Origin of the sequence: Streptomyces sp. NPDC006335 (assembly GCF_040612795.1) — a bacterium.
Lineage (GTDB): Bacteria > Actinomycetota > Actinomycetes > Streptomycetales > Streptomycetaceae > Streptomyces.
On the sequence record NZ_JBEXQX010000010.1, the window covers coordinates 214,105 to 238,975 of the forward strand.

Consider the following 24,871-nt stretch of genomic DNA (forward strand, 5'->3'; position numbering starts at 1 on the left):
TGCTGTACTCAGCCGGTGGTGACAGGTGCTGGGCTCAGCCGGCCAGGAGCTTCTTCACCGTGGCGGCGACGCGGCCGCCCTCGGCCAGGCCGGCCACCTTCGGGTTCACGATCTTCATGACGGCACCCATGGCCCGCGGCCCCTCGGCGCCGGCCGCCTTCGCCTCCTCGACGGCCTGGGCGACGATGTCGTTCAGCTCCTCGTCGCTGAGCTGCTTGGGCAGGTACTCGGCGAGGACCTCGCCCTCCGCCTTCTCCCGCTCGGCGGACTCGGCACGACCACCCTGGGCGAAGGCGTCCGCGGCCTCACGGCGCTTCTTCGCCTCCTTGGCGATCACCTTGAGCACCTCGGCGTCGGAGAGCTCCCGCTTCTCCTTGCCCGCGACCTCCTCGTTGGTGATCGCGGCGAGCGTCATCCGGAGCGTCGAGGAGCGCAGCTCGTCACGCCCCTTGATCGCGGCGTTGAGGTCTTCCTGCAGCTTCGACTTGAGCGTGGTCATGCGGGTGATTGTCGCAGGTGTGGGGGGACGGGTGCCCGCGTATTTGTGCGGGGGGCCTCGTGGGAGGGGTGGCCCCGCGGGTGGGCGGGGCCCCGGCATCACGGTGGCGGCGGGCGCCCGGTCAAGGAGGCGCTCGTGATCTGACACGATGGAGGCATGCGCGCGCGATACGGAGTTCCCTTGGGAATCGCGGCGGTTGGCGCCGCCGGCCTCGTCTACTCGGCGGGTTTCGAAGCCCGTTCCTTCCGGCTGCGACGAGTGACGGTCCCCGTCCTGCCGTCCGGCATGCGCCCCCTGCGGGTGCTCCAGGTCTCCGACATCCACATGGTCGGCGGCCAGCGCAAGAAGCAGCGATGGCTGCGCTCGCTCGCGGGCCTGCGCCCGGACTTCGTGATCAACACGGGCGACAACCTCTCGGACCCGGAGGGCGTGCCGGAGGTACTGGACGCGCTGGGCCCGCTGATGGAGTTCCCGGGCGCCTACGTCTTCGGCTCCAACGACTACTACGGCCCCAAGTTCCGTAACCCCGCCCGGTACCTGTACGAGAAGGCCCAGGGCCGCCACGGCCTGAACGGCAACGCCCCCGCCGTCGGAGTCGTCCACAACCCGTGGGAGAACCTGCGGGAGGGCTTCGACGCGGCCGGCTGGCAGAACCTCACGAACACGCGGGGCATGCTCAAGATCGAGGGCGTGTCGGTCGAGCTGACCGGCCTGGACGACCCGCACATCAAGCGGGACCGCTACGCCGAGGTGGCCGGCGGCCCGTCCGGCGCGGCCGACTTCGCCATGGGCGTCGTACACGCCCCTTACCTGCGCGCCCTGGACGCCTTCACGGCCGACGACTACCCGCTGATCCTCGCCGGCCACACCCATGGCGGCCAGCTCTGCCTGCCCTTCTACGGCGCCTTCGTCACCAACTGCGATCTGGACACCGACCGCGTGAAGGGCCTGTCCCGGCACACGGCGGAGGGCAGGACGTCGTATCTGCACGTGTCGGCGGGCTGCGGCACGAACCGTTACACACCGGTGCGGTTCGCGTGCCCGCCGGAGGTGACGTTGCTGACGCTGGTGGGCCGGGAGTAGGAAGCGTTAACCCGGACAGCTCGCCCGCATCGCCCCTTTTGCCGGGTTTGCCTAACGTGAGGGCATGACCGCGCCGATACCGAGGGACCTCCCGGACCTCCCCGCCCTCCCGGGCATGCCCGCGTTCCTGCCCTCGACCGTCCCCGCCTCGGCGGTGGTGGCTCCCGTACGCCACCCCCTGGCCGCCGCCTACCGCGTGCTGGTGGCACTGGTGGCCGCGGGAGCCGTGACCGTCGAACTGCTCCTGAGCAGCGCGATCCGCACCCTGAGCTACTTCTCGGTCCAGAGCACGATCCTGCTGGCCCTGGTGCTGCTGCTGTCGGCCCGCAGGGCATGGACCGCCCGCCGCCCGCTGCCGTCCGCCGTGACGGGCGCGGCCCTCCTCTACGTCACCATCACGGCCCTGGTGCACCACGTGCTGCTGGCGAACGCGGCGAGCCCCTTCGTCCTCACGGGCGCGTCGGCGAACCCGACCGGCTGGCACGCGGTGACCGCCCACCTCATGCACACGGCGATCCCGGCGGCGGCGCTGGCGGACTGGCTCCTGCTCACGCCCCCCGGCCGCCTGCACCTGCGCCAGGCGGCGACCTGGCTGCTGTACCCCCTGGCGTACCTCCTGTTCTCCTTCACCCGAGGCGAACTGATCCCTCCGGGCACGTCCGGCCGCTACCTCTACCCCTTCCTGGACGTGGACCTGCACGGCTACAAGAACGTCCTCGGCAACGCCCTCCTCCTCGGCCTCTCCTTCTACGCCCTCGCGATCCTCCTCGTCGCCCTCGACCACGCCCGCCCGAACCCCATCCGCCACCGCACCAAAACCGGATTTCGTCTCCAGCCACCGGTGGGCTAAAGTAAACGACGTCGCCGCGACGAGCAGCGACGATCGGGGTGTAGCGCAGCTTGGCAGCGCGCTTCGTTCGGGACGAAGAGGTCGTGGGTTCAAATCCCGCCACCCCGACAGCTGTAAATCCAGATCAGGGGCCTGATCCGCTTAGCGGGTCGGGTCCCTGAGTGGTTTGTGAGGCCATATTGGGGCGCCGACTCGAACCTGGCTTCCAAGGAACCGTCCGCGAGATCGCCCTTATCAACCGTCCGGCAGGCCAAGTCTCCGCCTGTGATGGACGGGCTGCGTCAAGGCAGGGCGGCCGGGGTAGTTCATGGCAGGGGACGCGTTCGGCAAGTACCCGCAAGGTTGCGAACGGGCGATCATGGACTGAGCTGGGGGCACACAGTGCCGGCGCCGATCTGAGCACCTGTTCGAGGAGCATTTGGAGCTCGACGTCATCCCCGGACCGGTACCGCCGAAGCGGCGTTCCCGGTCGGTGCGCTGCAGGCAGAGGCCCGTCGCAGAATGGGGCACTCGGCGATACCAGTAGCCGGTGAAGAGCCTGGAGGGTACGGCCATCGGTATGGCGGTGGATCGGGGAGCTGATCGGCTACTTGACGGTGGTGCGTGCGATGGTCTCGAAGTCGCGGTCGTGGTGCAGCAGCACGAGTCCTGCTTCTTCCGCGGCTGCGGCCACGAGGAGGTCGACGGCTCCGGCGCTGCGGTGCTCGCCCTTGGAGGTGAGCTCGTGCTGGACGACGCGGGCGCGCCGGTGGATGCCGTCGGGCATGGGGCACCAGGTGAACTGGTTCAGCCGTTCCTGGATGGCCTCGCGGTCTTTCGCGGAACGTACGGAGTAGAGGACTTCCAGTTCGGTGAGGTCGCACAGGGCGATCAGACCGGCGGCCATCCTCTGCTCCCACTCTTCCGTTGTCTGACGCAGCAGAACGCGAGCCAGGGCCGACGTATCGATGAGGTAGTCGGCAACGCTCACCGGGCGGAACCAGCTCGGTAGTTGCGCTTGTCCAGGAGGATTCGGCGTCGAGGGCGCCTTCATCCGCGAGATCCTGCAGCTCATGCAGCTCATGCAGGGCACGCAAGCGGCGGTTGCGGGCGACGATCTCACGTAGGGCGGTGTTGATGGTGTCCCGCTTCGTGGAAGTGCCCAGTTCCTTCGCTGCGGCTCCCACGCGCTCGGTGTCAGCGGGGGCTCCGAGACCTCGACGGCTGCGGCGGGGCTGTCATCATCATGGGATGGCGGACGGGCGGCTACCGGCAGGGTGGACTCTGGAGGAGATCCGCGAGGTCTCCGGCGACAAGGAGGCTGTGGCTCTCGACGCCGATCGCGTCGTGACGTGGGTGGGCCGGCCGGGGGAAGACGAACGGCTTCACCCCGAGATCGTCTTGGGGTTCCATGGGCTGTGTCTGGTGAAGCCGGTCAGCGACGAGGACTGGTACATGGGCACTCTGAACGACGACGGCAGTGTCGACTGCTGGAGTGCTTACGGCGACCTGTACGAGGCGCTGCGCGGACTGTAGCCCCGGCCGCACCGGACCGAGCACCGCACCCACCGTGTCCCGGCCCCAACGCCCGATCAGTCGGTGGCTGCCGCGTCCCGGAGAGCTGTCAGGAGGCTGCGGAGGGCGGGCTGGTCGAGGGCGGTCTCTCGGACCACCGCCGCGATCACCCGGACGGGTTCGGGGTTGCGGACCGGGCGTACGACGACGCCGGGGTGGCGGCTGCGCAGGCCCAGTCTCGGCATCAGGCCGACGCCGAGGCCGGCCGCGACGAAGCCCTGCGCGGTGGCGTAGTCCTCGCTGCGGATGACGAAGTCGGGGGTGAAGCCGGCCGCCGCACAGGAGTCGATCACCGGTTCCAGGCAGGGGCCGGGCGGTTCGCTGCCGACCCACTGCTCCCCGGACAGCTCGTGCAGGTCGATGACCTCCCGGTCCGCGAGCGGATGCCCCAGCGGCAGGACGGCGTCGTACGGGTCGTCGAGCAGGTGGACCAGGCGGAAGCCGTCCCCTGCCCGACCCCGCGCCTGTACGACCACGGCCAGGTCGGCCCGGCCCCGGGCCACCTCCTGGAACGGGTCCTCGGGGTCGGCGAGTTCGAGGTCGACCCGGACGCCTGGGTGGTCGGCGCGGAGCCGGGCGAGAGCCGGGGCCACCAGCGTGGAGCCCGCTGTGGCGAAGTAGCGGACCGACAGGGTGCCGATGCGTCCGGCGCGGAGGTCGGCGAGGGCGGTCTCCGCCTGGGCGACCGCCGAACTGATCAGGGCCGCGTGCTCGGTGAGCAGCAGGCCGGCGGGAGTGGGCCGCACTCCCCGCCCGACCCGTTCGAGCAGCGCGGTGCCGGCCTGCTTCTCCAGCGCCGCCACCTGCTGGCTGACGGCGGACGGCGTGTAGCCGAGGTGGGCCGCGGCGGCGGTGACCGTCCCGCTGGTGACCACCGCCCGCAGAACCTGGAGGCGCCTCACGTCAAGCATGTAGCACAGCTTAACGTACTCGGTAGAAACGTTTGCTTGTACTCATAGGTCGGCTGGGACATCGTCGAGGAACGGGAACGGGACGTCGGCCGGATGGAGGAAAGCATCGTGAACGGTGGGACACGGAGTCTGCGGGGCGGCGTACGGGTGGCCGTGCTCGCCCTGCTGTGGGGCTCGACCTTCCTCTGGATCGAACTGGCGCTGCGCGGCCTGTCCCCGCTCCAGGTCACGTTCGTCCGCTGCCTCCTCGGCGCGCTCGTCCTCACCGTCGCCTGCTACGCGTCGGGCCGGCGCCTGCCCCGTGGCCGCACCCTCTGGCGGCACATCGTCGTCGCGGCCTTCTTCTGCAACGCGCTGCCCTTCGCCCTGTTCAGCCTGGGCCAGCAGACCGTCGACTCCGGCCTCGCGGGCGTCCTGAACGCCACGACCCCGCTGTGGTCGATCGCCCTCGGCCTGGCCCTCGGCTCGGAACGCGGCCTGCGTCCGGTCCGCCTGACCGGCCTGCTGCTCGGATTCGCCGGCACGGTCCTCATCCTCGCCCCCTGGCAGTCGGCCGGGGCCACCGGCTGGGGAGCGCTCGCCATCCTCGGCGCGGCCGCCAGCTACGCCGTCGCCTTCACCTACATGGGCCGCACCCTGGTGCGCCGGGGCACCCCCACCATCTCGCTCTCCGCCGCCCAGCTCGTCGCCGCGAGCGGGCTGACCGCCGTCGCGCTGCCGGTCGGCGGGCTGGAGTCGATCGATCCCGGCCCGGCCGTGGTGGTCGCGGCCCTGGTCCTCAGCGTCTTCTGCACCGCGATCACCTTCCACCTCACCTACCGGATCATCAACGACGAGGGCGCCACCAACGCCGCCGTGGTCGGCTACCTGCTGCCCGTGGTCTCGGTGCTCCTCGGCGCGCTCGTCCTGGGCGAGGGCCTGAGCGTCCGGGTCGGGCTGGGCATGGCCGTGGTCCTGGTGGGGGTCGGGATGACCCGGCGCAAGGACGCGGCGTCCGCGCCGGTCCGGACCGGTGAGGAGAGGGTCGCGGACTCATCGACGCCCACAGAGGAAGCGCACGCGGAGGAGGCGCACACAGAGGGGCCGCACACAGAGGAGGCACACACAAAGGGGCCGCACACAAAGGGGCCGCACACAAAGGAGGCGCCCGCGGAAGACGCCCAAGCCCAGGAGGCAGACGCGCCCCCGAAGGACGCGCCCGCGAAGGACGCGCCCGCGAAGCACGCCGAGGGCGAGCCCGCCGACGTCCCCTCCACCCGCCACCCCGCACTGGGGACCGCCCGATGACCTTCGGTGCTCTCCGGGGAGCGCCGGCTCCGGTCCGCCCACCGCGTGAGACGCCCTCGCCGTCACGGTCCGCCCGGACCGCACGTCCGCCGGCGCTTCCCTGCCGGGGTGGTCACCGTGCATCCGCGCATCGGACATCTGTCCCCGGACGATTGCGCAAGCTCTAAACTGTCGCCGTGGACGCAGCGGAGACAGTGGAGACGGCCGACGTGACCGGGTGGGAAGTCGCCGTCCTCGACGGCGGACCGGCCCACGGGATGCGGGTCAAGGTCGCCGACCGGCCCCGGGTCGTGCAGGTGTCGTACCCCTGCCGCACGGAGGGCGCGCCGTCCGGGGTGCGGGTGGAGGGTGTCTACGTCTACCGGCTCGACCACGGCGTGACGGACGAACCCCTGCGGTACGGCTTCGACATCGCCTGCCCCTGAGCCGGCCGGTCTCCGGGTCCGGTCAGCCACCCGTACGGCGTCTCGCCGCCAGCAGGCCCACGGCGTACAGGGCGAGGACGGCGGCGAGCAGTCCGTAGTACACGCCGGGCAGTGCGCTCAGGTCCAGGGCCGCGCCGGGCGGTGACATGGGCAGGAGCAGACCGGTCGCGGCCAGTGCGGCGGCGGACCAGGTCACCGGGCCCGGCCGCCTCCCGTTCCGGCCCGGCGGGCCCAGGGACAGCAGCACCATCACCACGGCCTGGGTCAGCAGGTTCTCCGTGAACCAGCCCGAGTGGAACAGCGCCTCGTCGTCGCCCGGGCCCCGCAGGGCGAAAGCCAGGACACCGAAGGTCGCCAGGTCCGCCACGGCGTTCAGGGCGCCGAAGCCGACGATGAACCGGAGCAGCGCCCGGGGGTCCAGGACGCTCGGCCCGCGCAGGGCGGACGGGGCGGGACGGTCGTGGGCGAAGGCCAGTTGGGCCGCGTCGAAGCACAGGTTCTGGACGAGGACCTGGGCCGGGAGCATCGGCAGGAAGGGCAGCAGGAGACCCGCGGAGAGCATCGCGATCACGTTGCCGAGGTTGGAGGAGAGCGTGACGCGCAGATACGTGGCGATGTTGCCGCCCGCGTGACGGCCGGCGGCGACCGCGTGGTCGATCGCGGTGAGGTCCTTCCCGCCGAGGACGAGGTCCGCGTTCTCCCTGGTCACCCCGGCCGCGTCGCGAGGGGCGATGCCCACGTCGGCGGTGCGCAGGGCGGGCAGGTCGTTGACGCCGTCGCCGAGGAAGCCGACCGTGTGGCCGCCGGACTGGAGGGCCCGGGTGACGCGGGTCTTGTGCTCGGGGGCACAGCGGGCGAAGACGGTCGTACGGCGGGCCAGTTCGGTGAGTTCGGCGTCGGTGAGGGTGTCGAGGCGGTCGGCGGTGACGACCCCGGCCACCGGGACCCCGAGATCACGGCAGACCCGGACCGCGGTGCCCGGGTGGTCGCCGGTGAGGATCTTGACGGTGACTCCCCGCCCGGCGAGTCCGGCGAGGGCCTCGGCGGCGGTGGGGGCGAGGTCGTCCCGGAGGGTGACCAGGCCGCGGAAGGTGAGGCCGCGTTCGCGGGGGCGGTCTCCGGCCGGGATCTCGGCGCCGGCGACCGCGAGGACCCGCAGCCCGTCCGCGGCCTGCGCGTCGGCCAGGTCGCGCAGGCGGGAACGCTCGCCGTCGGACAGCGAACAGCATCGCAGTACGGCCTCCACGGCCCCCTTGGTGATCAGCGTGTGCGTGCCGAGGCGGCCGGGGGTGCGGACGACCACGGTGGCGAGGCGGCGGGCCGGGTCGAAGGGGAGGGCCGTGACGCCGTCGTACGCCATGAGGGCGTCCACGTCGGCGGCGGCGAGCAGGGCCTCGTCCAGGGCGTCGGGGGTCGGGAGGTCGGCGAGCTGGAGCGACCACCAGGCGGCGGTGGCCGCGAGGCGCGCCACCTCGGGGTCGTCGCGCCCCTCCGCGTCGAGTGCGCGGTGGACGACCGGGCGGTCCTGGGTGAGGGTGCCGGTCTTGTCCACGCACAGGACGTCCATGGCGCCGATGTCGTGCAGGGCGGGGAGCCGTCGCACGATGACGCCATGGGTACGGGCCAGCAGGGCGGCGCCGCGGGCCAGGCAGGTGGTGACGAGGACCGGCAGCATCTCGGGGGTCAGCCCGACCGCCACCGCGACGGCGAAGGGCAGGGTCTCCAGACCGCGGCCGCGCAGGGCCGCGTTGGCCATGAGCACCAGGGGCGGGGTCAGCAGCGCGAACCGGATCAGGATCCAGGAGACACCCTGGACGGAGCGTTCGAAGGCGGTCGCCGGGGGTTTTCCGGTACGGCGGTGGGCGGCGGCGAAACGCGTGTCGGCGCCGGTCGCGGTGACCACGGCGGTGGCACTGCCGGAGGCGACACTGCTGCCCTGGAAGCAGTGCCGGGGGTCCTGGAGGCCACCGCCGTCCCCCGGGTCCTCGGCCGCGGACTTCTCCACCGGTGCGGACTCTCCGGTGAGGGCGGCCTGGTGGACGGTGAGCCCGCTCGACCGCAGCAGTCGTACGTCCGCGGGGACCAGGTCGCCGGGGCCGAGCCGTACGACGTCGCCGAGGACGAGTTCCTCCACCGGGATCTCACGGCTTGCCGGGGCCGACTCCTCCCCGGCCCGGCGCTGGACCGTGACGGTGGTCGCCACCAGGCGGCGCAGTCCTGCCGTGGAGCGGCCCGCGCGGTGTTCGCCGGAGGCGCGCAGGACGCAGCTCACGACGACGAGCAGGAGGATCACCGAGGCGGTGCCCCAGGCGAGGACGGCGGCCGACACCAGTCCCAGGCAGAGCAGCACCGCGGTGAAGGGGTCACGCAGGCTCCGCGCGAACAGGCGGGGCCAGGAGGGGTCCCGGGCGTCCGGCATCGCGTTCTCACCGAACCGCGCCAGCCGCTCCTCGGCCTGCTCCTCGGTCAGCCCCCGGGGCCCGGTCCCGAGCCGCCGGAACACCTCGAGGAGGCTCGCCTCCGGCCCGGCCGGTCCGGTCCCGGAACCACCGCCCCGCCCGTCACCGCCGCCCACGGACGGAAGAACCCGCAGGACCGGAGGGACGGGCGGGGCCGAGGACGCGGCAGCATCGTCGGAACCGGCGGGGACCTCGGACACGGGCGAGGAAGGGCCGACGGGACCGCCCGGAGAAACAGACGCGGACGACTGCACAGCCGGGGCGAGGGCCCCGGGCTCCGACCGAACCGGCCCGGCAGGCACAGCCTGGTCGACCGACCCCACCGTCGCCCGGCCGGGAACAGCGGATGCGGACCCCGGCCCGTCCGCCGCCCCGCCGTCAACAGCAGGTCCGGACACCGGCCCCACCGTCACCGCGCCCGGAACAGCAGGTCCGGACACCGGCCCGTCCGCCGCGGCAGGTGCGGGCGTCACCCCGGCACCCCCCGGCACCGCTCGGTCCCACGTGGCACAGGGGGCGTCCCCGTCCTCCCCCCGTGCCCCCGACCGCTCAGACACCGGCCTCGCGCAGTCGGTCCGGCGTGCCGGTGGAGGTCTCCCGGGCCGTGAGCTGGCCGACCATGACGCGGACCACGGTCACGATGTCGGGGTCGTCGACGTAGTAGATCTGCCGGCGGCCCTCACGGCGGGAGCGCACGAGCCCGGCGAGTTTCAGTTTCGCCAGGTGCTGGCTGACCGCGGGCAGCGCGCCGCCGACCCGGTCGGCGAGGCGGGTGACGTCGCTCTCGCCCTGGGAGAGTGCCCACATGATGTGCAGCCGGGCGGAGGAGGCGAGGAGTCCGAAGACGGCGGCCGCCTCGGCGAGCACCTCCGACGACGGGTCCTGAAAACCGGCGACGATCTTCGCCACAGCCCTCTCCCGTCCTCTGGGGTCAACCGCCGGACCAAGTGTAGGGGCGGCGCAGTGATCGTCCCGCTTCGTCCGGTACCGGTCCCTCCCCTCGTGGGGACCGGTACCGGAGGAAGCGGGTGACCGTGGGCGGAATGTGGCCGAGATCGTGCGGCGCGCTGGTTGGCGTGCGGGGCGCCGGGCTGGTGGCCTGTCATGGCGTCGCCCGACGGCGGTGCCGCAGGGCCATGATCCTGCCAGCCAGGGGGCCCACAGAGGAGGTTCCGGTGCCGGAGACAGTGCGTTACCGCAGGTCAGGCATATAAAGTGAGTTTTCCGGTCCGGATTCAGCCGGCGAGGGAAGTAAGGGGTGGAAGACCTTGAGCTCCGACTCGGGAGCACGCACGGCCTTCGCGGAGCGTCTCGCACTGTTGTACAGAGAGGCAGGGAATCCGCCCCTCAAGCGGGTGTCCGAGGCAGTCGGCCGGCTCCAGCGGGTGGACGAGCGCGGGCGCCCGGTCCGGGTGTCCGCGCAGCGGATCAGCGACTGGCGGCGGGCCCGGAACGTGCCCGCTCAGTTCACCGCCCTCGCGGCCGTGCTGCACATCCTCGTTCCCGAGGCCCGGCGGATCAGTCCCACCCCCGTCTCGGCCGGTCTGTACGACCTCGGCCAGTGGCAGCGGCTGTGGGAGCGCGCGCTGGCGCCGGACGAGGACGAAGGCACCCAGCCGGAGCCCCCCGCCGGGGTCTGCCCGTACCGCGGCCTCGCCTCCTACCGGCAGGAGGACGCCCGCTGGTTCTTCGGCCGGGAGCGGAGCACGGAGGCCCTGGTCCGGCTGCTCCACTCGGCAACCCAGACGGGCACCGGCGGTCTGGTGATGCTCGTGGGCGCCTCGGGCGCGGGGAAGTCCTCGCTGCTCAACGCGGGTCTGGTGACCGCCCTGGAGGAGGGCGCGCTCGGCGGTGACGGCGAGGACGGCGGCCGTCCGGTCGTGCAACTGGTGCCGGGCGCCGATCCCCTCGCGGAACTGACCGGTCGCATACCCGAGCTGGAGCCGGTCCTGTCCGCCACCCGGACCGGCGGACCGGACATCGACCATCCTCCCGAATTCGCGCACGCCGTCCGGGAAGCGGTCGCCTCGTGGGCTCAGCGCGAGGCCGCCACCGCCCGGCCCGTAGTGATCGTCGACCAGTTCGAGGAGGCGTTCACGCTCTGCTCGGACGAGGCGGTCAGGCGTACCTTCGTCCAGTTGCTGCACGCCGCGTGCACGCCCGCCGGCCCGGACACGCCGGCGCCCGCCCTGGTCCTGCTCGGCATCCGCGCCGACTTCTACGAGCGCTGCCTCGACCACCCCGAGCTGGCCGACGCGCTCCAGCACCGGCACATGGTGCTCGGTCCGCTCACCGGCGCCGAACTGCGCGAGGCGGTGACGGGTCCGGCCCGGGCCGTGGGCCTGGAGCTGGAGCCGGGGCTCGCGGAGCTGATCGTGCGCGAGGTGAGCGCCGACGGTCCGCGCGGCGCGCATGACGCGGGCGTGTTGCCGTTGCTCTCGCACGCCCTGCTGGCGACCTGGCAGCGCCGCAAGGCGGGCCGGCTGACGGTGGCCGGATACCGCGCGGCCGGCGGTATCCAGGGCGCGGTCGCGGCGACCGCCGAGCGGGCCTGGTCCGGTCTGGACCCGGCGGCGCGAACGGCGGCCCGGTTGCTCCTGCTGCGTCTGGTGCGGCTCGGGGAGGACACCCAGGCCACCCGTCGGCGCGGCACCCGGCGCCGGCTCGCCGCGGAGTCGACCGACCCCGCCAAGACGGAGGAGTCGCTGGAGGCCCTGGTGCGGGCCCGGCTGGTGACGCTGGACGCGGAGACCGTGGAGATCACCCACGAGGCGCTGCTGACGGCGTGGCCGCGGTTGCGCGAGTGGATCGACGAGGACCGCAGCGACCATCTGCTGCGCCAGCGCATCGAGGAGGACGGCCGCTCCTGGGAGGGCTCGAACCGCGACTCCTCGCTGCTGTACCGGGGGTCGAGGCTCGAACAGGCGCGTACCTGGGCGAAGTCCGCCGGGGACACGTATCTGACCCGTAGCGCGGTGGAGTTCCTGGCCGCGTCGGTCCGGCTGCGCCGCCGTACGGTCCTGATCGCCCGGGGCGCGGTGTCGGCGCTGGTCGTCCTCGCGCTGGTGGCCGTCGGTTCGGCGGTGGTGGCCTGGCAGCAGCGCAACGACGCCGTGTTCGAGCAGGTCGTCGCGGAGGCGGACCGGGTCCAGGCCACGGACCCGTCGCTGTCCGCCCGGATCGACCTGGTCGCCCACCGGCTCAGGCCCGACGACGAGGGAACCAACACCCGCCTGATCTCCATCGTCAACGCGCCGCTGGCCACCCCGCTCACCGGTCACACCGGCGCCGTCTACCTCACCTCGTTCAGCCCGGACGGCAAGCTCCTCGCCACCGCCAGCTACGACCGCACGGTCCGGCTGTGGGACGTCAGCGACCGTCGGCATCCCAAGGCACTGGGACGCCCCCTCGCCGGTGGCACCAGCTGGGTGAGCAGCGCGGTCTTCAGCCCGGACGGCAGGACCCTGGCCAGTGCCGGGGACGACGGGAGGATCCGGCGGTGGGACCTCGCCGATCCCCGCCGCCCCAAGCCGCTGGGGGCTCCCCTGACCGGTCACCGGGGCACCATCTACCTGATCGCGTTCAGCCCGGACGGGCGCACGCTGGCCTCCGCCGGCGAGGACCGCACCGTACGGCTGTGGACGACGGGCGGCGCGAGGAAGCCGCCCGTCGTCCTGACCGGGGCCGGTGCCGCTGTGCGGTCCGTGGCGTGGAGCCCCGACGGGCGGACGCTGGCGGCCGGTGGCGACGACAACACGATCCGGCTGTGGAACACCGCCGATCCGCGGCGGCCCCGGGCGTACGACAAGGTGCTGAAGGGACACACCGGTCTGGTGCACTCCGTCGCGTTCAGTCCGGACGGGGACGAGCTGGCCAGCGGCAGCGCGGACGACAGCGTCCGGCTGTGGGACGTCACGGACCCGGCCGACCCGGCCCCGGTCGGCTCGCCGCTCACCGGTCACTCCGGTCCCGTCTGGTCGGTGGCCTTCAGCCCCGACGGGCGGATGCTCGCCGCCGCCAGCGCGGACAGCACGGCGAGCCTGTGGAACGTGAGCGACCCGGCGTACCCCTCACAGGTCGGCGAGCCCCTCGCCGGCAGCAGCGGGGAGATGTACGCGCTGGGCTTCAGCCCCGACGGCCGTACGCTCGCGACCGGCAGCGGCGACAGCAAGGTGCGCCTGTGGTCGATCCCGGCGGGAGACCTGGTGGGCAGCAGCGGGGCGTTCCGGCGGGACGGCGAGGTGCTCGCCACGGCCGGGCGGGACGGGCGGATCCGGCTGTGGAACGTGACAGACCCGGCCCGGCCCGTGGCCCTGGGCGAGCCGTTCACCCCCGTGGTGCGCGACCCGGACTCCCAGGTGCTGTTCTCCCCCGACGGCCGCACCCTCGCGGTGCTCACCACCGGCCGGGTCCACCTGTGGAACGTCACCGACCCGGCCCACCCCGCCCCCTACGGTCCGGCGCTCGTCCTGCGCTCCCGGTTCATGGGCCCGGACGCACTGGCGTTCAGCCCGGACGGACGCACCCTGGCCAGCGCCTACGACAGCCGCAGCCTCCAGTTGTGGGACGTCACCGACCCGGCCCACCCGGTCTCCCACGGCCCGATCACCGGCCACAAGGGGTACATCGACGGCCTCGCCTTCAGCCCGGACGGCCGGACCCTGGCCAGCGGCAGCGCGGACGGCACGATCCGGCTGTGGAGGGTGACGGACCCGGCCCGTCCGACCCCGCTCGGCAAGCCGCTCACCGGCCACACCGGCCCCGTCAACGTGCTCGTCTTCAGCCCGGACGGGCACACCCTGGCCAGCGGCGGCAACGACGACACGGTCCGGCTGTGGAACGTGGCCGACCCCGCGCACGCCGAGCGGACGGGCTCCGCGCTCACCGGGCACACCGAGGCGGTCGTGTCGCTCACGTACAGCCGTGACGGCTCCACGCTCGCCAGCGGCGGCAACGACAACACGGTCCGGCTCTGGGACGTGGCCGACCCGGCCGCGGCCGGCCCCATCGGGCAGTCGATGAGCCCCAGCGCCAAGACCGGCAGCTTCCTGTCCTTCAGCCCCGACAGCCGCATGCTCGGGGTGTCCAGCGGCGCGGACACCATCCGGCTGTGGGACCTCGACGTGGACGACGCCATCAGCCGCATCTGCGCCACGACGGCGAACGTCCTGACCCGCCAGGCCTGGGAGGAGTACCTGCCGCGGCTCTCGTACGATCCTCCGTGCGACTGAAGCGCATTACGTGATCCCGCTCACAACCGTCCCCCGCAGCGGAGCAGTCCGCTCCCGCTGTTCCTGCGGCCTTGTTAGTGTTGGCCATAGCCCGACCGCTGGTGCATCCCCCGTCGCCAGCGGTCGGGTCTTTCCGTGCGGCTGCCGGGCTACCGGTCGAAGCCGAGCTCCAGCATCCGGATCGCGTTCCCCCGCAGCAGCTTGTAGGTGACCTCCTCGGACAGCCCGGCCACGTGCTCCCACGCGACCTTCTTGGTGTGCGGCCAGGTCGAGTCGACGTGCGGGTAGTCGGTCTCGAAGGTCGCGTTGTCGACGCCGACGGTCTCGATGGCCTCGATGCCGTGCCTGTCGCGGAAGAAGCAGCAGAAGATCTGCCGGTAGTAGTACGTCGACGGCGGCTCCGGAATCAGGTCCTTGACCCCGCCCCAGGCCCGGTGCTCCTCCCAGACGTCGTCGGCGCGTTCCAGGGCGTACGGGATCCAGCCCATCTGGCCCTCGCTGTACGCCAGTTTGAGCCGGGGGAACTTCACCAGGACCCCGGAGAAGAGGAAGTCCATCATCGAGGCCATGGCGTTGTTGAAGGACAGCGACGCCTGGACCGCGGGCGGCGCGTCGGGGGACGCGGCCGGCATCTGGGAGCTGCTGCCGATGTGCATGTTGACGACCGTGCCCGTCTCCTCGCAGGCCGCGAAGAACGGGTCCCAGTAGCCGGAGTGGATCGACGGCAGCCCCAGGTGGGTCGGGATCTCGCTGAAGGTGACGGCCCTGACGCCCCGGTCGGCGTTGCGGCGGACCTCCGCGACCGCGAGCCCGACGTCCCACAGCGGGATCAGGCACAGCGGGATCAGCCGGCCGCCGCTGTCCCCGCACCACTCCTCGACCATCCAGTCGTTGTAGGCGCGCACACAGGCGAGCCCGACCTCCTTGTCCTTGGCCTCGGCGAAGGTCTGCCCGCAGAACCGCGGGAAGGTGGGGAAGCACAGGGAGGCCTCGACATGGTTCATCTCCATGTCCTCCACGCGGGCCTTGGGGTCCCAGCAGCCCCGCCGCATCTGCTCGCGGGTGATCCCGTCGAGGGTCATCTCGTCCCGCGAGAAGCCGACGGCCGCGATGATCCGCTTGTACGGGAAGAGGTCGCCCTCGTACTCCCACCAGTCCGTGAGCTGCCCTTCCGGATCGGTGGTGAACCGGTACTTCCCGCCGACGTACGCGAGGTCCCCGATGCCGGCGGTGAGCGGCTTCGGCCCCCGGTCCCGGTACTTCGCCGGGAGCCAGGTCTCGAAGAGGTGCGCGGGCTCGATCACGTGATCGTCCACGCTGATGACTTTGGGGATGTCCCTGGTACCCGGTCCCGTTCCGGTTCCGCTCTCGGTGGTGACGGCCATTGCCTGCCCCCTAGCCGGTATCTGATGGGTCGTCAGATCGAAGGCTAGGGGGAGGCACCCGCATCGGCAAGGGCCGGACGGGTCGGCCCCGCGGCCCGGCCCGGGCCCGGCCAGGTGGTCGTCGGCCGCCCTCACCAGCACCCGGCGCGCCCGTCACCCGGACGGCCCGCCCGGAGCTCTCGCGTCAGTTGTTCCAGGTCTCGTCGTACGGGTCGTGCGGCGCCGCGACCGGCTCGGCCTCGGTGATGTCCAGGTACGGGATCGGGCCGCCGTTCACCGCGTCCCTGGTCCGCTTGGCGGTGTAGGTGCCGGTGACCTGGAGCCAGCCGTCCGGCTTGAGGACCGGCGGGATCCGTCCGGTCAGGCCGACCTTGACCGGCTGGGCGTCCGCCGCACAGCAGTTGAGGGCCATGCGGACCAGATAGGGCGCGCCGGAGCGGTCCAGGGCGACGAACCCGGTGATGGTGATCCGCCGGCCGGCCAGGCCCCGGCCGTGCTCGTAGACGGCGCGGCCCGCGTAGTCGGCGAGGCCGAGCCGCAGGGGCCCGCTCTTCGGGAGCTGCGCATAGCCGTACGACTGCTGCAGGGCCGTCCCGGTGCGCATCGCGCTGTAGGAGCCTAGGGCCGGCGGGGCCACCAGGATCAAGGCGAAGAGGGGCAGGACGAGGAGCCAGGAGACGCGGGGTTCGCGGTGGGCGTGCTCCCGCTCCTCGGGCCCGGCCCGCCACTCGTACCAGGCCGTCGCGAGAGCCGTCGCGATCAGGACGACTCCGGCCGCGAGGACCAGCGGGCGCAGGCCCGCCTTGACGTAGCGGAGGTAGAGGTCGGTGAGGCCCGCATGCAGCAGGGCCGCGCCGAGGACGAACAGGACCGCCGACTGTGCCTGCCGGTTCACAGCATCACCCACCCGGTCAGCACCGAGACCACGATCGCCAGGGCGAGGGTGGCGGGGGCGAAGCGCAGGGCGAAGGCGCGGCCGAAGGTGCCCGTCTGCATCGCGAACAGCTTGAGGTCGATCATCGGGCCGACGACCAGGAAGGTCAGCCGCGCGGTCAGCGAGAACTGGGTGAGGGAGGCGGCCACGAACGCGTCCGCCTCCGAGCAGATCGACAGCACCACGGCGAGCGCGGCGAGGGCCAGCACCGCGATCACCGGGTTCTCCGCCGCCGTACGCAACCACGTCTGCGGGACGACGGCCTTCAGAGTCGCCGCCGCCATCGCGCCCACGACCAGGAAACCGCCCGCGTGCGTCACGTCGTGTCTGACCGAACCCCAGAAGGCGGCGCCCCTGCCCCGACCCTCGTACGCGTGCCGGGTCGGTGGCTTCAGCAGGTCCGCGCGGCCGAGGCGCAGCCACAGCCAGCCCATCGCGCACGCCACCAGCAGGCTCGCGACAAGCCGGGCCACGACCATCTCCGGGTCGCGGGGAAAGGCCACCGCGGTCGCGGTCAGCACGATCGGGTTGATCGCGGGGGCGGAGAGCAGGAAGGCGAGGGCCGCGGCCGGGGTGACCCCGCGCCGGACCAGCGCGCCCGCCACCGGCACGGACGCGCACTCGCAGCCCGGCAGCACCGCGCCCGCCGCCCCGGCCACCGGCACCGCGAGGGCGGGGTTCTTCGGCAGGGCACGCGCGAAGAACGACGGCGGCACGAAGACCGCGATCGCCGCCGACAGCAGCACCCCGAGCACCAGGAAGGGCAGCGCCTGCACGAGCACGGCGACGAACACCGTCATCCAGCTCTGCATGACCGGCGCGCCCAGCGCACCGCGGATCGGCCCCTGGAGCAGCACCACGAGGATCATCAGCAGAGTCAGCGCGAGGGGGGAATTGAGGCGCCGCGTCTCCGGGTCCGGTGCCGGGCGCCGGTCCTGGCCGGTGTCCCGCGTGGGCGGAGGTGCTTTGGTGACGGACACAGCCGGGATCCCTCCGGGGGTGGGGTGCTGGTTTCCCTGACCGTGCGTACGGCAGGGAAGGTCCGATTGCTCAGTGTGCGCGGCGGTTTGGGGAATTCTTGACGGTGGGTGCGCCGTGGCACCACCCGCCCCGGTAGGGCAGTCTTCTCCCTCGTGGGGAGCGTTCCGAACCAGGGTCCCGGACTGCCGGGCGACACGGCAGCAGCGCACATGGTGGTGTGCGGGGACGACGGACTCGCGCACCGGCTGGCGGCCGAGCTCAGAGGGGTCTACGGCGAGCAGGTCACGCTCGTCGTCCCGGCCTCCGAACGCTCGGTGCGGCCACCGGTGGTGGTGCGGGCCCGCACCGCCTCCGCGCTGCTCGACCGGGTGGTGACCGCCGCGGCCGGCCTGACCGGCAACGGCAACGGCGCCGCCGCTGTCACCTCTGCCGTCGAACCCCCGGGCGGCATACGGCTGATGGAGGCCGCCGAACCGAACGAGGCGGCGCTCGCCGAGGCGGGCGTGGAACGGGCGGACGCGCTGGCGCTCGTGTACGACGACGACGAGACCAACATCCGCGCCGCTCTCACCGCCCGCCGCCTCAACCCCCGGCTGCGGCTCGTCCTGCGGCTCTACAACCGGCGCCTGGGCCAGCACATCGAGGAACTCCTCGACCAGGCCTCCGCGTTGGCCTCCGGCGACCCGACCGACGGCACCGGTTTCGACGCCTCCACGACCGTGCTCTCGGACGCCGACACCGCCGCGCCCGCACTGGCCGCCACCGCCCTCACCGGCACCAGCAAGGTGCTCCAGACCGGCGGCCTGCTGCTGCGGGCGGTCGAACGGCCGCCGGCCGGAGCCGGGGTGAGCGCCGATCCGGGTCTCGCCACGCTCGCCCTGCTCTCGCCGACCGACAGCGCCGGGCCCGGCGGCGACCAGGGTCCGACGCTGCTGCCGGACGCGGCGACCGTACGGGACGGCGGCGCACGCGCGACCGTCGTGCTGGAGCAGGTGTCGTACGCCGGACCCTCGCTGCCCGACGGGCGGGGCGTGATGCCCTGGTTCACCTCGCTGTTCTCGCGCCGGCTGCGGTGGTCGCTGGCCGGGATGGTGGGGTGTGTGGTCGCGCTCGCCGTCGCGCTGTGGCTGGTGACCGGGATCCATCCGCTGCGCGCCTTCTATCTGACCCTGCTCGACCTGTTCGCGATCGACGACCCCGCGATCGGTGAGTCCGTCGGACGGCAGATCCTCCAACTCCTGTCCGGGCTCGCCGGACTGCTCCTCCTGCCGGTGCTCCTCGCCGCCGTACTGGAGGCCCTCGGCACCTTCCGCACCGCGTCCTCCCTGCGCAAACCGCCCCGAGGTCTCGGCGGACACGTCGTGCTCCTCGGGCTCGGCAAGATCGGCACCCGGGTGCTGACGCGGTTGCGGGAGCTCAACATCCCCGTGGTGTGCGTCGAGTCCGACCCCGAGGCCCGCGGACTGGCCACCGCGCGGCGGCTGCGGGTGCCGGTGGTGCTCGGGGACGTCACCCAGGAGGGCGTCCTGGAGGCCGCCAAGATCCACCGCGCGCACGCCCTGCTCGCGGTGACCAGCGCGGACACCACGAACCTGGAGGCCGTGCTGTACGCCCGGGCCGTGCGCCCCGACCTGCGGGTGGTGCTGCGGCTGTACGACGACGACTTCGCGACCGCGGTGTACCGGACCCTCAGGGCCGCGCACCCCCGTGCCTCCACGCGCAGCCGGAGCGTCTCCCACCTGGCGGCTCCCGCCTTCGCCGGGGCGATGATGGGACGGCAGATCCTCGGGGCGTTCCCGGTGGAGCGGCGGGTGCTGCTGTTCGCCGCGGTGGACGTGGCCGGGCATCCCCAACTGGAGGGCAGGACGGTCGGACAGGCGTTCCGGGCGGGGTCCTGGCGGGTGCTGGCCCGGGAGGAGTCCGGGGACTCCCCGGGCCTGGCGTGGGATCTGCCGGACACGTATGTGCTGCAGGCCTCCGACCGGGTGGTGCTGGCGGCCACCCGGCGGGGGCTGGCGGAGCTGCTGGGGCGCAGGGGCCGGGCGGCGGCGTAGCCGTACGCGAAGGTCGTGCCGGGTCGGGTGGTGGTTCGGCTGCGGGCGGGTGGGGGCTGATCGCGCAGTTCCCCGCCCCCCTTGGGTGGGTACGGCCCGGCCGACTCCGACCGCACCCACCTGAGGACAAGGGAAACTGCGCTCCCGCCTACCCCAGATGCCTCGCCGCGAAGTCCAGTTCGAGCTTCACCTGCTTGATCCGCTCGTCCACCACCAGCGACCCGTGGCCCGCGTCGTACCGGTACACCTCGTGCACCGCCCCGCGGGACTCCAGCCGCTTCACGTAGTTGTCGACCTGACGGATCGGGCAACGGGGGTCGTTGACGCCCGCCGAGATGTACACCGGCGCCTTGACCTGGTCCACGTACGTCAGGGGCGACGACGCCTCGAAGCGCTCCGGCACCTCCTCCGGCGTACCGCCCAGCAGGGTCCGGTCCATCGCCTTCAGCGCTTCCATCTCGTCGTGGAACGCCGTGACGTAGTCGGCGACCGGCACCGCCGCGATCCCGAGGGCCCAGGCGTCCGGCTGGGTGCCCAGGCCGAGGAGGGTGAGGTAGCCGCCCCACGAACCCCCCGTGAGGATCAGCCGGTCGGGGTCCGCGAGACCGGACGTGATCGCCCATCCCCGCACCGCCGCGATGTCCTCCAGCTCGATCAGACCGACCCGGTGCTTGAGCGCGTCCGTCCACTCGCGCCCGTACCCCGTGGAACCTCGGTAGTTGACCCGGACGACCGCGTACCCGTGGTCCACCCAGGCCGCCGGACCCGCCGCGAAGGAGTCGCTGTCGTGCCAGGTCGGGCCGCCGTGGATGTCGAAGACCGTCGGCAGCGGTCCCGTCGCACCCGCCGGCTTCTGGACCAGGGCGTGGATCCGGCCGCCCGGACCCTCGACCCACACGTCCTCCACCGGCACCGAACCGGGGGACTTCAGACCCGGCGGGTCCAGGACCACCTCACCCGTCGTCGAGCGCACCGCCGACGGCTCGGCGGCCGAGGACCACAGGTACTCCACGCTGCCGTCGGGGCGGGCCGTCGCCCCGGAGACCGAGCCGGGCGGGGTCGGGACCTTCTCCAGCTTGCCGCTCTCCAGGTCGTACCGGAACAGCTCGCTGCGGGCCTCGAAGCTGTGCGAGATGAGCAGGCCCGTGCCGTCCGGGTACCACTCGGCGCCCACGTCACCGGGCAGGTCCAGGGCGAGGTCGGTCTCCTCGCCCGTGGCCACGTCCCACACCAGCGGCTCCCAACGGCCCCGCCGCTGATGGCCGATGAGCAGCCGGGTGTCGCCGTCCACCGGGGCGAAGCCGAGGACCTCCAGGCCCAGCTCCTCGCTGCCGCCCCGGGTGTCGTCGAGCTCGGCGACCGCCCTGCCGTCGGGGCGCACCACGCGCAGCGCCGAGTGCATCGCGTCGCCGTGCTCGGTGTGCTCGATCGCGATCAGCGAACCGTCGTGGGAGAGGTCGCCGACGCCCGCCGACTCGCGGTGCCGGTAGATCTCCACCGGCTCCTCGCCGTCGCGCACCAGGTGGATGGAGGTGCCCTCGTCGTCGGTCGAGCGGCCCACCACCGCCGTACGGCCGTCCCGGCCCAGGGCCACGCCCGCCGGGTAGGAGGCGTCGAGACCGGGCGCGGCGAGCTCGTCGGCGCCGCCCTCGAAGGGCTGGCGGCGCCAGACGCCGAACTCGTCGCCGTCCTTGTCGTCGAACCACCAGATCCACGCGCCGTCCGGGGAGAGCAGGCCGTCCGTGGTGCCGTTGGGCCGGTCCGTGACCTGACGCTGGACGCCGGTGGCCCTGTCCCAGGCGTACAGCTCGTACGTCCCCGTGGCGTTGGACACGAACAGGGAGCGGTCGGGGGCGTCCTCCGCCCAGTCGGGCAGCGACACCCGGGGCGCCCGGAAGCGCTTCTCCCAGTCCGGCATCTCCTTGTTCCGCTCGGCCGCGGCGGACCCGTTGCTCTCAGTCATGACCCCATACTGCCTGCCCCCACGGACAATCCGCAGACGAGGTCCCCAGCCTGTGGACAACTTCTACCAGTCGCTTACCCGAACCCCTTCCGAGCTGGCCGGAAAGATCGTCCGGACCCGTTCTCAGTGGCGGGGTCCACACTCGTCCCCACGACCGTCGGAACCGTACGAGCCTCCCCGCGGACCGGGACCACCTCACCGAGCGGTACTGACCCCGCACCCCCGCGCCCCCGGGCGGCCCCGTACCGTGGGAGTGTGTACCGGTTTCTGCTGACACCCCGCTGGTTCGGCATCAACGTCTTCGTGCTGCTCGCCATCCCGTTCTGCCTGTTCATGGGGTCGTGGCAGCTCAGCCGGTTCGAGGACCGGATGACGCAGAGCCGGGACGCCGAGCAGTCGGTCGTCACCGACGAGCGGGAGGCCCCGCGGCCGCTGGCCGAGCTGCTGCCGGTGGACAAGGCGACCTCCGGCAAACAGGTCACCGCCACCGGCCGGTACGACAGGCAGCTCCTCGTCCCCGACCGGCAACTGGACGACCGCGAGGGCTACTACGTCCTGACGCTGCTGCGGGTCGACGGCGGCAAGGCCCTGCCCGTGGTCCGGGGCTGGCTGCCGGGCACCCCCGACCCCGCGAAGGTCCCGGCGGCGCCGAAGGGCGAGGTCACCGTCACCGGCGCGCTGCAGGCCTCGGAGACCCCGGGGGACAACGGCGTCAGCGCGCAGGGCGGGCTTCCGGCCGGACAGACCGCGGCGATCAGCGCGGCCTCGCTGATCAACCTCGTGCCGTACGACGTGTACGACGCGTGGGTCACCCTCAACACCGGTGACTCCGGGATGAAGGCCGTACCGGCGACCGCGCCCGCGGACAGCGGTCTTGACCTCAAGGCCTTCCAGAACCTCGGCTACACCGGTGAGTGGTTCGTCTTCGCCGGCTTCGTGGTCTTCATGTGGTTCCGTCTGGTGCGCCGCGAGGTGGAGTTCATCCGGGACGCGGAGCTGGGAATCCTCCCGGACGACGACGGGCAGCCGTCCCAGGAGCAGCCGCAGGAGAAGGCGACCGCCTGAACGCGGGCGTCCCCCGACGCCCTCGCGCCCCGTCCGGGGCCGTTCACGCGGTCACGACGAGGTGAGCACGCCCGTCCAGTACACGACTCCCGCACAGGCGTTGGACACCGTCGTGGACACCGACGGTCCGCCGCCCTCCGCCGTGTTCGTCACCAGGACGCTGCCGTCGGCCGTGCCGTCCTCCGTGATGAGCTGGGTGGAGGTGCCGGTGTCGCCGCCGGTGGAGGAACCGTCACCGGCGGAGGCGTCCGGGGAGGTCGTGGGATCGGGGGTGGGGTCGGTCGAGGGTTCCGTCGTGGGACAGGTCTCGGACGGCACCCAGGCGAACTTCACGTCGTAGGAGGACCCCGGCTGGAGCAGGAGCTGGGAGACCTCCTGGGACGGGTCGGGCAGCCCGGCCGAGGCCGCGTCGCCGGACGCGTGCCGGACCGCGCTGATCTTGCTGCTGTCGGCGGCGCCCTGCGCGCTCCAGGTCACGGTGCCGGGGCCGGTGACCGTGCAGGCGGTGGTGGAGCCGTTGGTGACGTGGAACGTGCCGTAGACCGTCCCGGAGGCGTCGGGCACCGCGGTGCTCGCCGTGGGGGTGCCGAGCTGCGCGGCCGTACAGACCGGGGCGCTCGTGGAGGTCGTGGCCGACGGGTCGGTGCCGCTGCTCGCGCCGGTGGACGCACCCGCGGACTTGCCCTTGTCGGCGCCCTTCGTCTCGCCCTTGCCCTTGTCCTCGGTCTTGCCTGAGGAGCCGCCGGAGGTGGACTCGCCGCCGTCCTCCTGCTTGCCCTGGCCGCCCGCGCCGCCCTGCACCTGGGAGGTGTGCCCGGCGTTGGAGGTGTTGGCGCTCGTGCCGGTGGAGGAGACGTGCACGACGGCGGGGATCGCGGTGCCGAAGAAGAGGGCCGCGGCCGCCATGCCGACGACGGCCTGCCGCTTGCGCGCCCGTCTGGCGGGCACCGCCTTGCGCAGATGGTCGAGGGTGCCGTCACGCGGCTCCATCACCTGGACCGCCTCGTGCAGCATCCGTCGCAGTGCCAGCTCGTCCGAGTCGAACTCCCCCGTGGAGCTCAGATCATCGGGGCCCTGATTCACAGTTCCGTTCCCAGCGTGCGATTGCTTGTGCTCTTGCCGCGCCGCCCAGGTCGGCTCGTGCTCGCCGTCCCGGGTCGGCTCATGCCACGCGTACGGCTCGTGGCGTCGTCCGTCTGAATCACCTTCGCCGCTCACACCGGTTCCTCCATGGCGACCCGCAGCGCGGCGATCCCCCGCGAGCCGTACGCCTTGACGGAGCCCAGCGAGATGCCGAGCGTGTCGGCCACCTGGGCCTCGGTCATGTCCGCGAAGTAGCGCAGGACCAGGACCTCGCGCTGGCGGCGCTGGAGGCCCTTCATGGCCTTGATGAGGGAGTCACGCTCCAGCTGGTCGTAGGCCCCCTCCTCGGCGCTCGCCATGTCGGGCATCGGCTTGGACAGCAGCTTGAGTCCGAGGATGCGCCGGCGCAGGGCCGAGCGGGAGAGGTTGACGACCGTCTGGCGCAGGTACGCGAGGGTCTTCTCCGGGTCGCGGACGCGTTTGCGCGCCGAGTGGACGCGGATGAAGGCCTCCTGGACGACGTCCTCGCAAGAGGCGGTGTCGTCGAGCAGGAGGGCGGCGAGACCCAGCAGGGAGCGGTAGTGCGCCCGGTAGGTCTCGGTGAGGTGGTCGACGGTGGTACCGGCTGCCGCCGTGTCCTCGGCGTACTCGGCTCCGTCACGCTGACTGGGTATGCGGGCGGGCCGCGCTGCGGGCATGGGGGCGATCACCGGCATGCCACCGGGCGCCCCGGGCCGGCGGGGCCGGAGGACGGCCGCGCCGCTCGGCGCGGCTGGGAAGTCGAGTACCTGAGCCACGACAGTTGGACACGCTCACCCCGGTGAGGGTTGTACGCGTCCGCCCATCTTCTCTCAGGCAGCACAACTGACCGTGCGTCGAACGCGCTCATGCCCTACCCGCTCTTCCCCTGTGTCCTGAATGGCCGAGGCGTCCCCACGCCCCGCATGCATCCCCGCACCCCTGAAAGGGCGTTCGCAAAGACGCTCCCCGCCCTTCGCGCGGTTGCGGAGAGCGGGGAGGAAAATCTTCGGACGCCCAGGCGCCGGGATCAAGTGGTACGAACTATTGGTCGCACCACATGTCGCACACAGATCCTACAAAGGGTTC

General features: G+C 72.5%; 18 protein-coding genes, 1 tRNA gene and 2 pseudogenes. 9 read left to right on the plus strand and 12 right to left on the minus strand.

Features of this window, described 5'->3' with window-relative positions:
* Positions 1-34: 34 nt before the first annotated feature.
* A complete protein-coding gene (locus ABZ098_RS27110; protein WP_356595368.1) occupies positions 35-499 on the minus strand; it encodes a GatB/YqeY domain-containing protein in 465 nt (154 codons plus the stop codon).
* A gap of 156 nt (positions 500-655) precedes the next feature.
* Between ABZ098_RS27110 and ABZ098_RS27115 the strand changes: the two genes are divergently transcribed.
* From ABZ098_RS27115 to ABZ098_RS27125, 3 genes are all read left to right on the plus strand, one after another.
* Positions 656-1,582, plus strand: coding sequence for a metallophosphoesterase (locus ABZ098_RS27115; protein WP_356595370.1), 927 nt, complete (start codon positions 656-658; stop codon positions 1,580-1,582).
* A 64-nt stretch (positions 1,583-1,646) separates the two neighbouring features.
* A complete protein-coding gene (locus ABZ098_RS27120; RefSeq protein ID WP_356595372.1) occupies positions 1,647-2,432 on the plus strand; it encodes a Pr6Pr family membrane protein in 786 nt (261 codons plus the stop codon).
* 34 nt (positions 2,433-2,466) lie between these two features.
* Positions 2,467-2,540, plus strand: a tRNA-Pro gene (locus ABZ098_RS27125).
* Positions 2,541-3,018: 478 nt separating this feature from the next.
* On the opposite strand, the gene ABZ098_RS27130 is transcribed toward ABZ098_RS27125, so the two are convergent.
* Both ABZ098_RS27130 and ABZ098_RS27135 read right to left on the minus strand, forming a co-directional pair.
* The gene (locus ABZ098_RS27130) at positions 3,019-3,402 is read right to left on the minus strand and encodes a PIN domain-containing protein (RefSeq protein ID WP_356595374.1); all 384 of its coding nucleotides are present in this window, start codon (positions 3,400-3,402) and stop codon (positions 3,019-3,021) included.
* Positions 3,399-3,598: pseudogene (locus tag ABZ098_RS27135) on the minus strand (type II toxin-antitoxin system VapB family antitoxin). The gene ABZ098_RS27130 and the pseudogene ABZ098_RS27135 overlap by 4 nt, the downstream one beginning before the upstream one ends.
* 64 nt (positions 3,599-3,662) lie before the next feature.
* On the opposite strand from ABZ098_RS27135, the gene ABZ098_RS27140 reads away from it, so the two are divergent.
* Positions 3,663-3,947 (plus strand): hypothetical protein, encoded by a 285-nt coding sequence (locus ABZ098_RS27140; RefSeq protein WP_356595376.1) that lies wholly within the window; start codon positions 3,663-3,665, stop codon positions 3,945-3,947.
* A 56-nt stretch (positions 3,948-4,003) separates the two neighbouring features.
* Here ABZ098_RS27140 and ABZ098_RS27145 read toward each other — a convergent pair whose 3' ends face one another.
* Positions 4,004-4,897: a LysR family transcriptional regulator gene (locus ABZ098_RS27145; protein WP_356595378.1), complete on the minus strand. Its 894-nt coding sequence runs from the start codon at positions 4,895-4,897 to the stop codon at positions 4,004-4,006.
* A 93-nt stretch (positions 4,898-4,990) separates the two neighbouring features.
* On the opposite strand from ABZ098_RS27145, the pseudogene ABZ098_RS27150 reads away from it, so the two are divergent.
* A pseudogene (locus ABZ098_RS27150) lies at positions 4,991-5,875 on the plus strand (DMT family transporter); the annotation flags it as partial.
* 503 nt (positions 5,876-6,378) lie between these two features.
* Complete coding sequence (locus ABZ098_RS27155; protein WP_356595618.1) at positions 6,379-6,609, plus strand: hypothetical protein; 231 nt, start codon at positions 6,379-6,381, stop codon at positions 6,607-6,609.
* Between the two features lie 22 nt (positions 6,610-6,631).
* Here ABZ098_RS27155 and mgtA read toward each other — a convergent pair whose 3' ends face one another.
* Positions 6,632-9,184, minus strand: a complete 2,553-nt coding sequence (gene mgtA / locus ABZ098_RS27160; RefSeq protein ID WP_356595620.1) for a magnesium-translocating P-type ATPase — start codon at positions 9,182-9,184, stop codon at positions 6,632-6,634.
* Positions 9,185-9,617: 433 nt separating this feature from the next.
* On the minus strand, positions 9,618-9,977 hold the full coding sequence (locus tag ABZ098_RS27165) for a metalloregulator ArsR/SmtB family transcription factor (RefSeq protein ID WP_356595380.1): 360 nt from the start codon (positions 9,975-9,977) through the stop codon (positions 9,618-9,620).
* A 359-nt stretch (positions 9,978-10,336) separates the two neighbouring features.
* On the opposite strand from ABZ098_RS27165, the gene ABZ098_RS27170 reads away from it, so the two are divergent.
* Positions 10,337-14,299, plus strand: a complete 3,963-nt coding sequence (locus ABZ098_RS27170) for a WD40 repeat domain-containing protein (protein ID WP_356595382.1) — start codon at positions 10,337-10,339, stop codon at positions 14,297-14,299.
* Between the two features lie 149 nt (positions 14,300-14,448).
* On the opposite strand, the gene ABZ098_RS27175 is transcribed toward ABZ098_RS27170, so the two are convergent.
* The 3 genes from ABZ098_RS27175 to ABZ098_RS27185 form a co-directional block, all read right to left on the minus strand.
* On the minus strand, positions 14,449-15,684 hold the full coding sequence (locus tag ABZ098_RS27175; protein ID WP_356595384.1) for an amidohydrolase family protein: 1,236 nt from the start codon (positions 15,682-15,684) through the stop codon (positions 14,449-14,451).
* A 184-nt stretch (positions 15,685-15,868) separates the two neighbouring features.
* Entirely contained in the window at positions 15,869-16,579 is a 711-nt protein-coding gene (locus tag ABZ098_RS27180) for a TIGR03943 family protein (RefSeq protein ID WP_356595386.1), read from the minus strand.
* The gene (locus tag ABZ098_RS27185) at positions 16,576-17,598 is read right to left on the minus strand and encodes a permease (protein ID WP_356595388.1); all 1,023 of its coding nucleotides are present in this window, start codon (positions 17,596-17,598) and stop codon (positions 16,576-16,578) included. Before ABZ098_RS27185 ends, ABZ098_RS27180 begins: the two co-directional genes overlap by 4 nt.
* A gap of 210 nt (positions 17,599-17,808) precedes the next feature.
* Between ABZ098_RS27185 and ABZ098_RS27190 the strand changes: the two genes are divergently transcribed.
* Entirely contained in the window at positions 17,809-19,653 is a 1,845-nt protein-coding gene (locus ABZ098_RS27190) for an NAD-binding protein (RefSeq protein WP_356595622.1), read from the plus strand.
* Between the two features lie 148 nt (positions 19,654-19,801).
* Here ABZ098_RS27190 and ABZ098_RS27195 read toward each other — a convergent pair whose 3' ends face one another.
* Positions 19,802-21,616: a prolyl oligopeptidase family serine peptidase gene (locus ABZ098_RS27195; protein ID WP_356595390.1), complete on the minus strand. Its 1,815-nt coding sequence runs from the start codon at positions 21,614-21,616 to the stop codon at positions 19,802-19,804.
* Positions 21,617-21,871: 255 nt separating this feature from the next.
* On the opposite strand from ABZ098_RS27195, the gene ABZ098_RS27200 reads away from it, so the two are divergent.
* Positions 21,872-22,681 (plus strand): SURF1 family protein, encoded by an 810-nt coding sequence (locus ABZ098_RS27200; RefSeq protein WP_356595392.1) that lies wholly within the window; start codon positions 21,872-21,874, stop codon positions 22,679-22,681.
* A gap of 51 nt (positions 22,682-22,732) precedes the next feature.
* On the opposite strand, the gene ABZ098_RS27205 is transcribed toward ABZ098_RS27200, so the two are convergent.
* Both ABZ098_RS27205 and ABZ098_RS27210 read right to left on the minus strand, forming a co-directional pair.
* On the minus strand, positions 22,733-23,764 hold the full coding sequence (locus ABZ098_RS27205) for a hypothetical protein (RefSeq protein WP_356595394.1): 1,032 nt from the start codon (positions 23,762-23,764) through the stop codon (positions 22,733-22,735).
* A 131-nt stretch (positions 23,765-23,895) separates the two neighbouring features.
* The gene (locus ABZ098_RS27210) at positions 23,896-24,561 is read right to left on the minus strand and encodes a SigE family RNA polymerase sigma factor (protein ID WP_078960181.1); all 666 of its coding nucleotides are present in this window, start codon (positions 24,559-24,561) and stop codon (positions 23,896-23,898) included.
* Positions 24,562-24,871 lie beyond the last annotated feature (310 nt).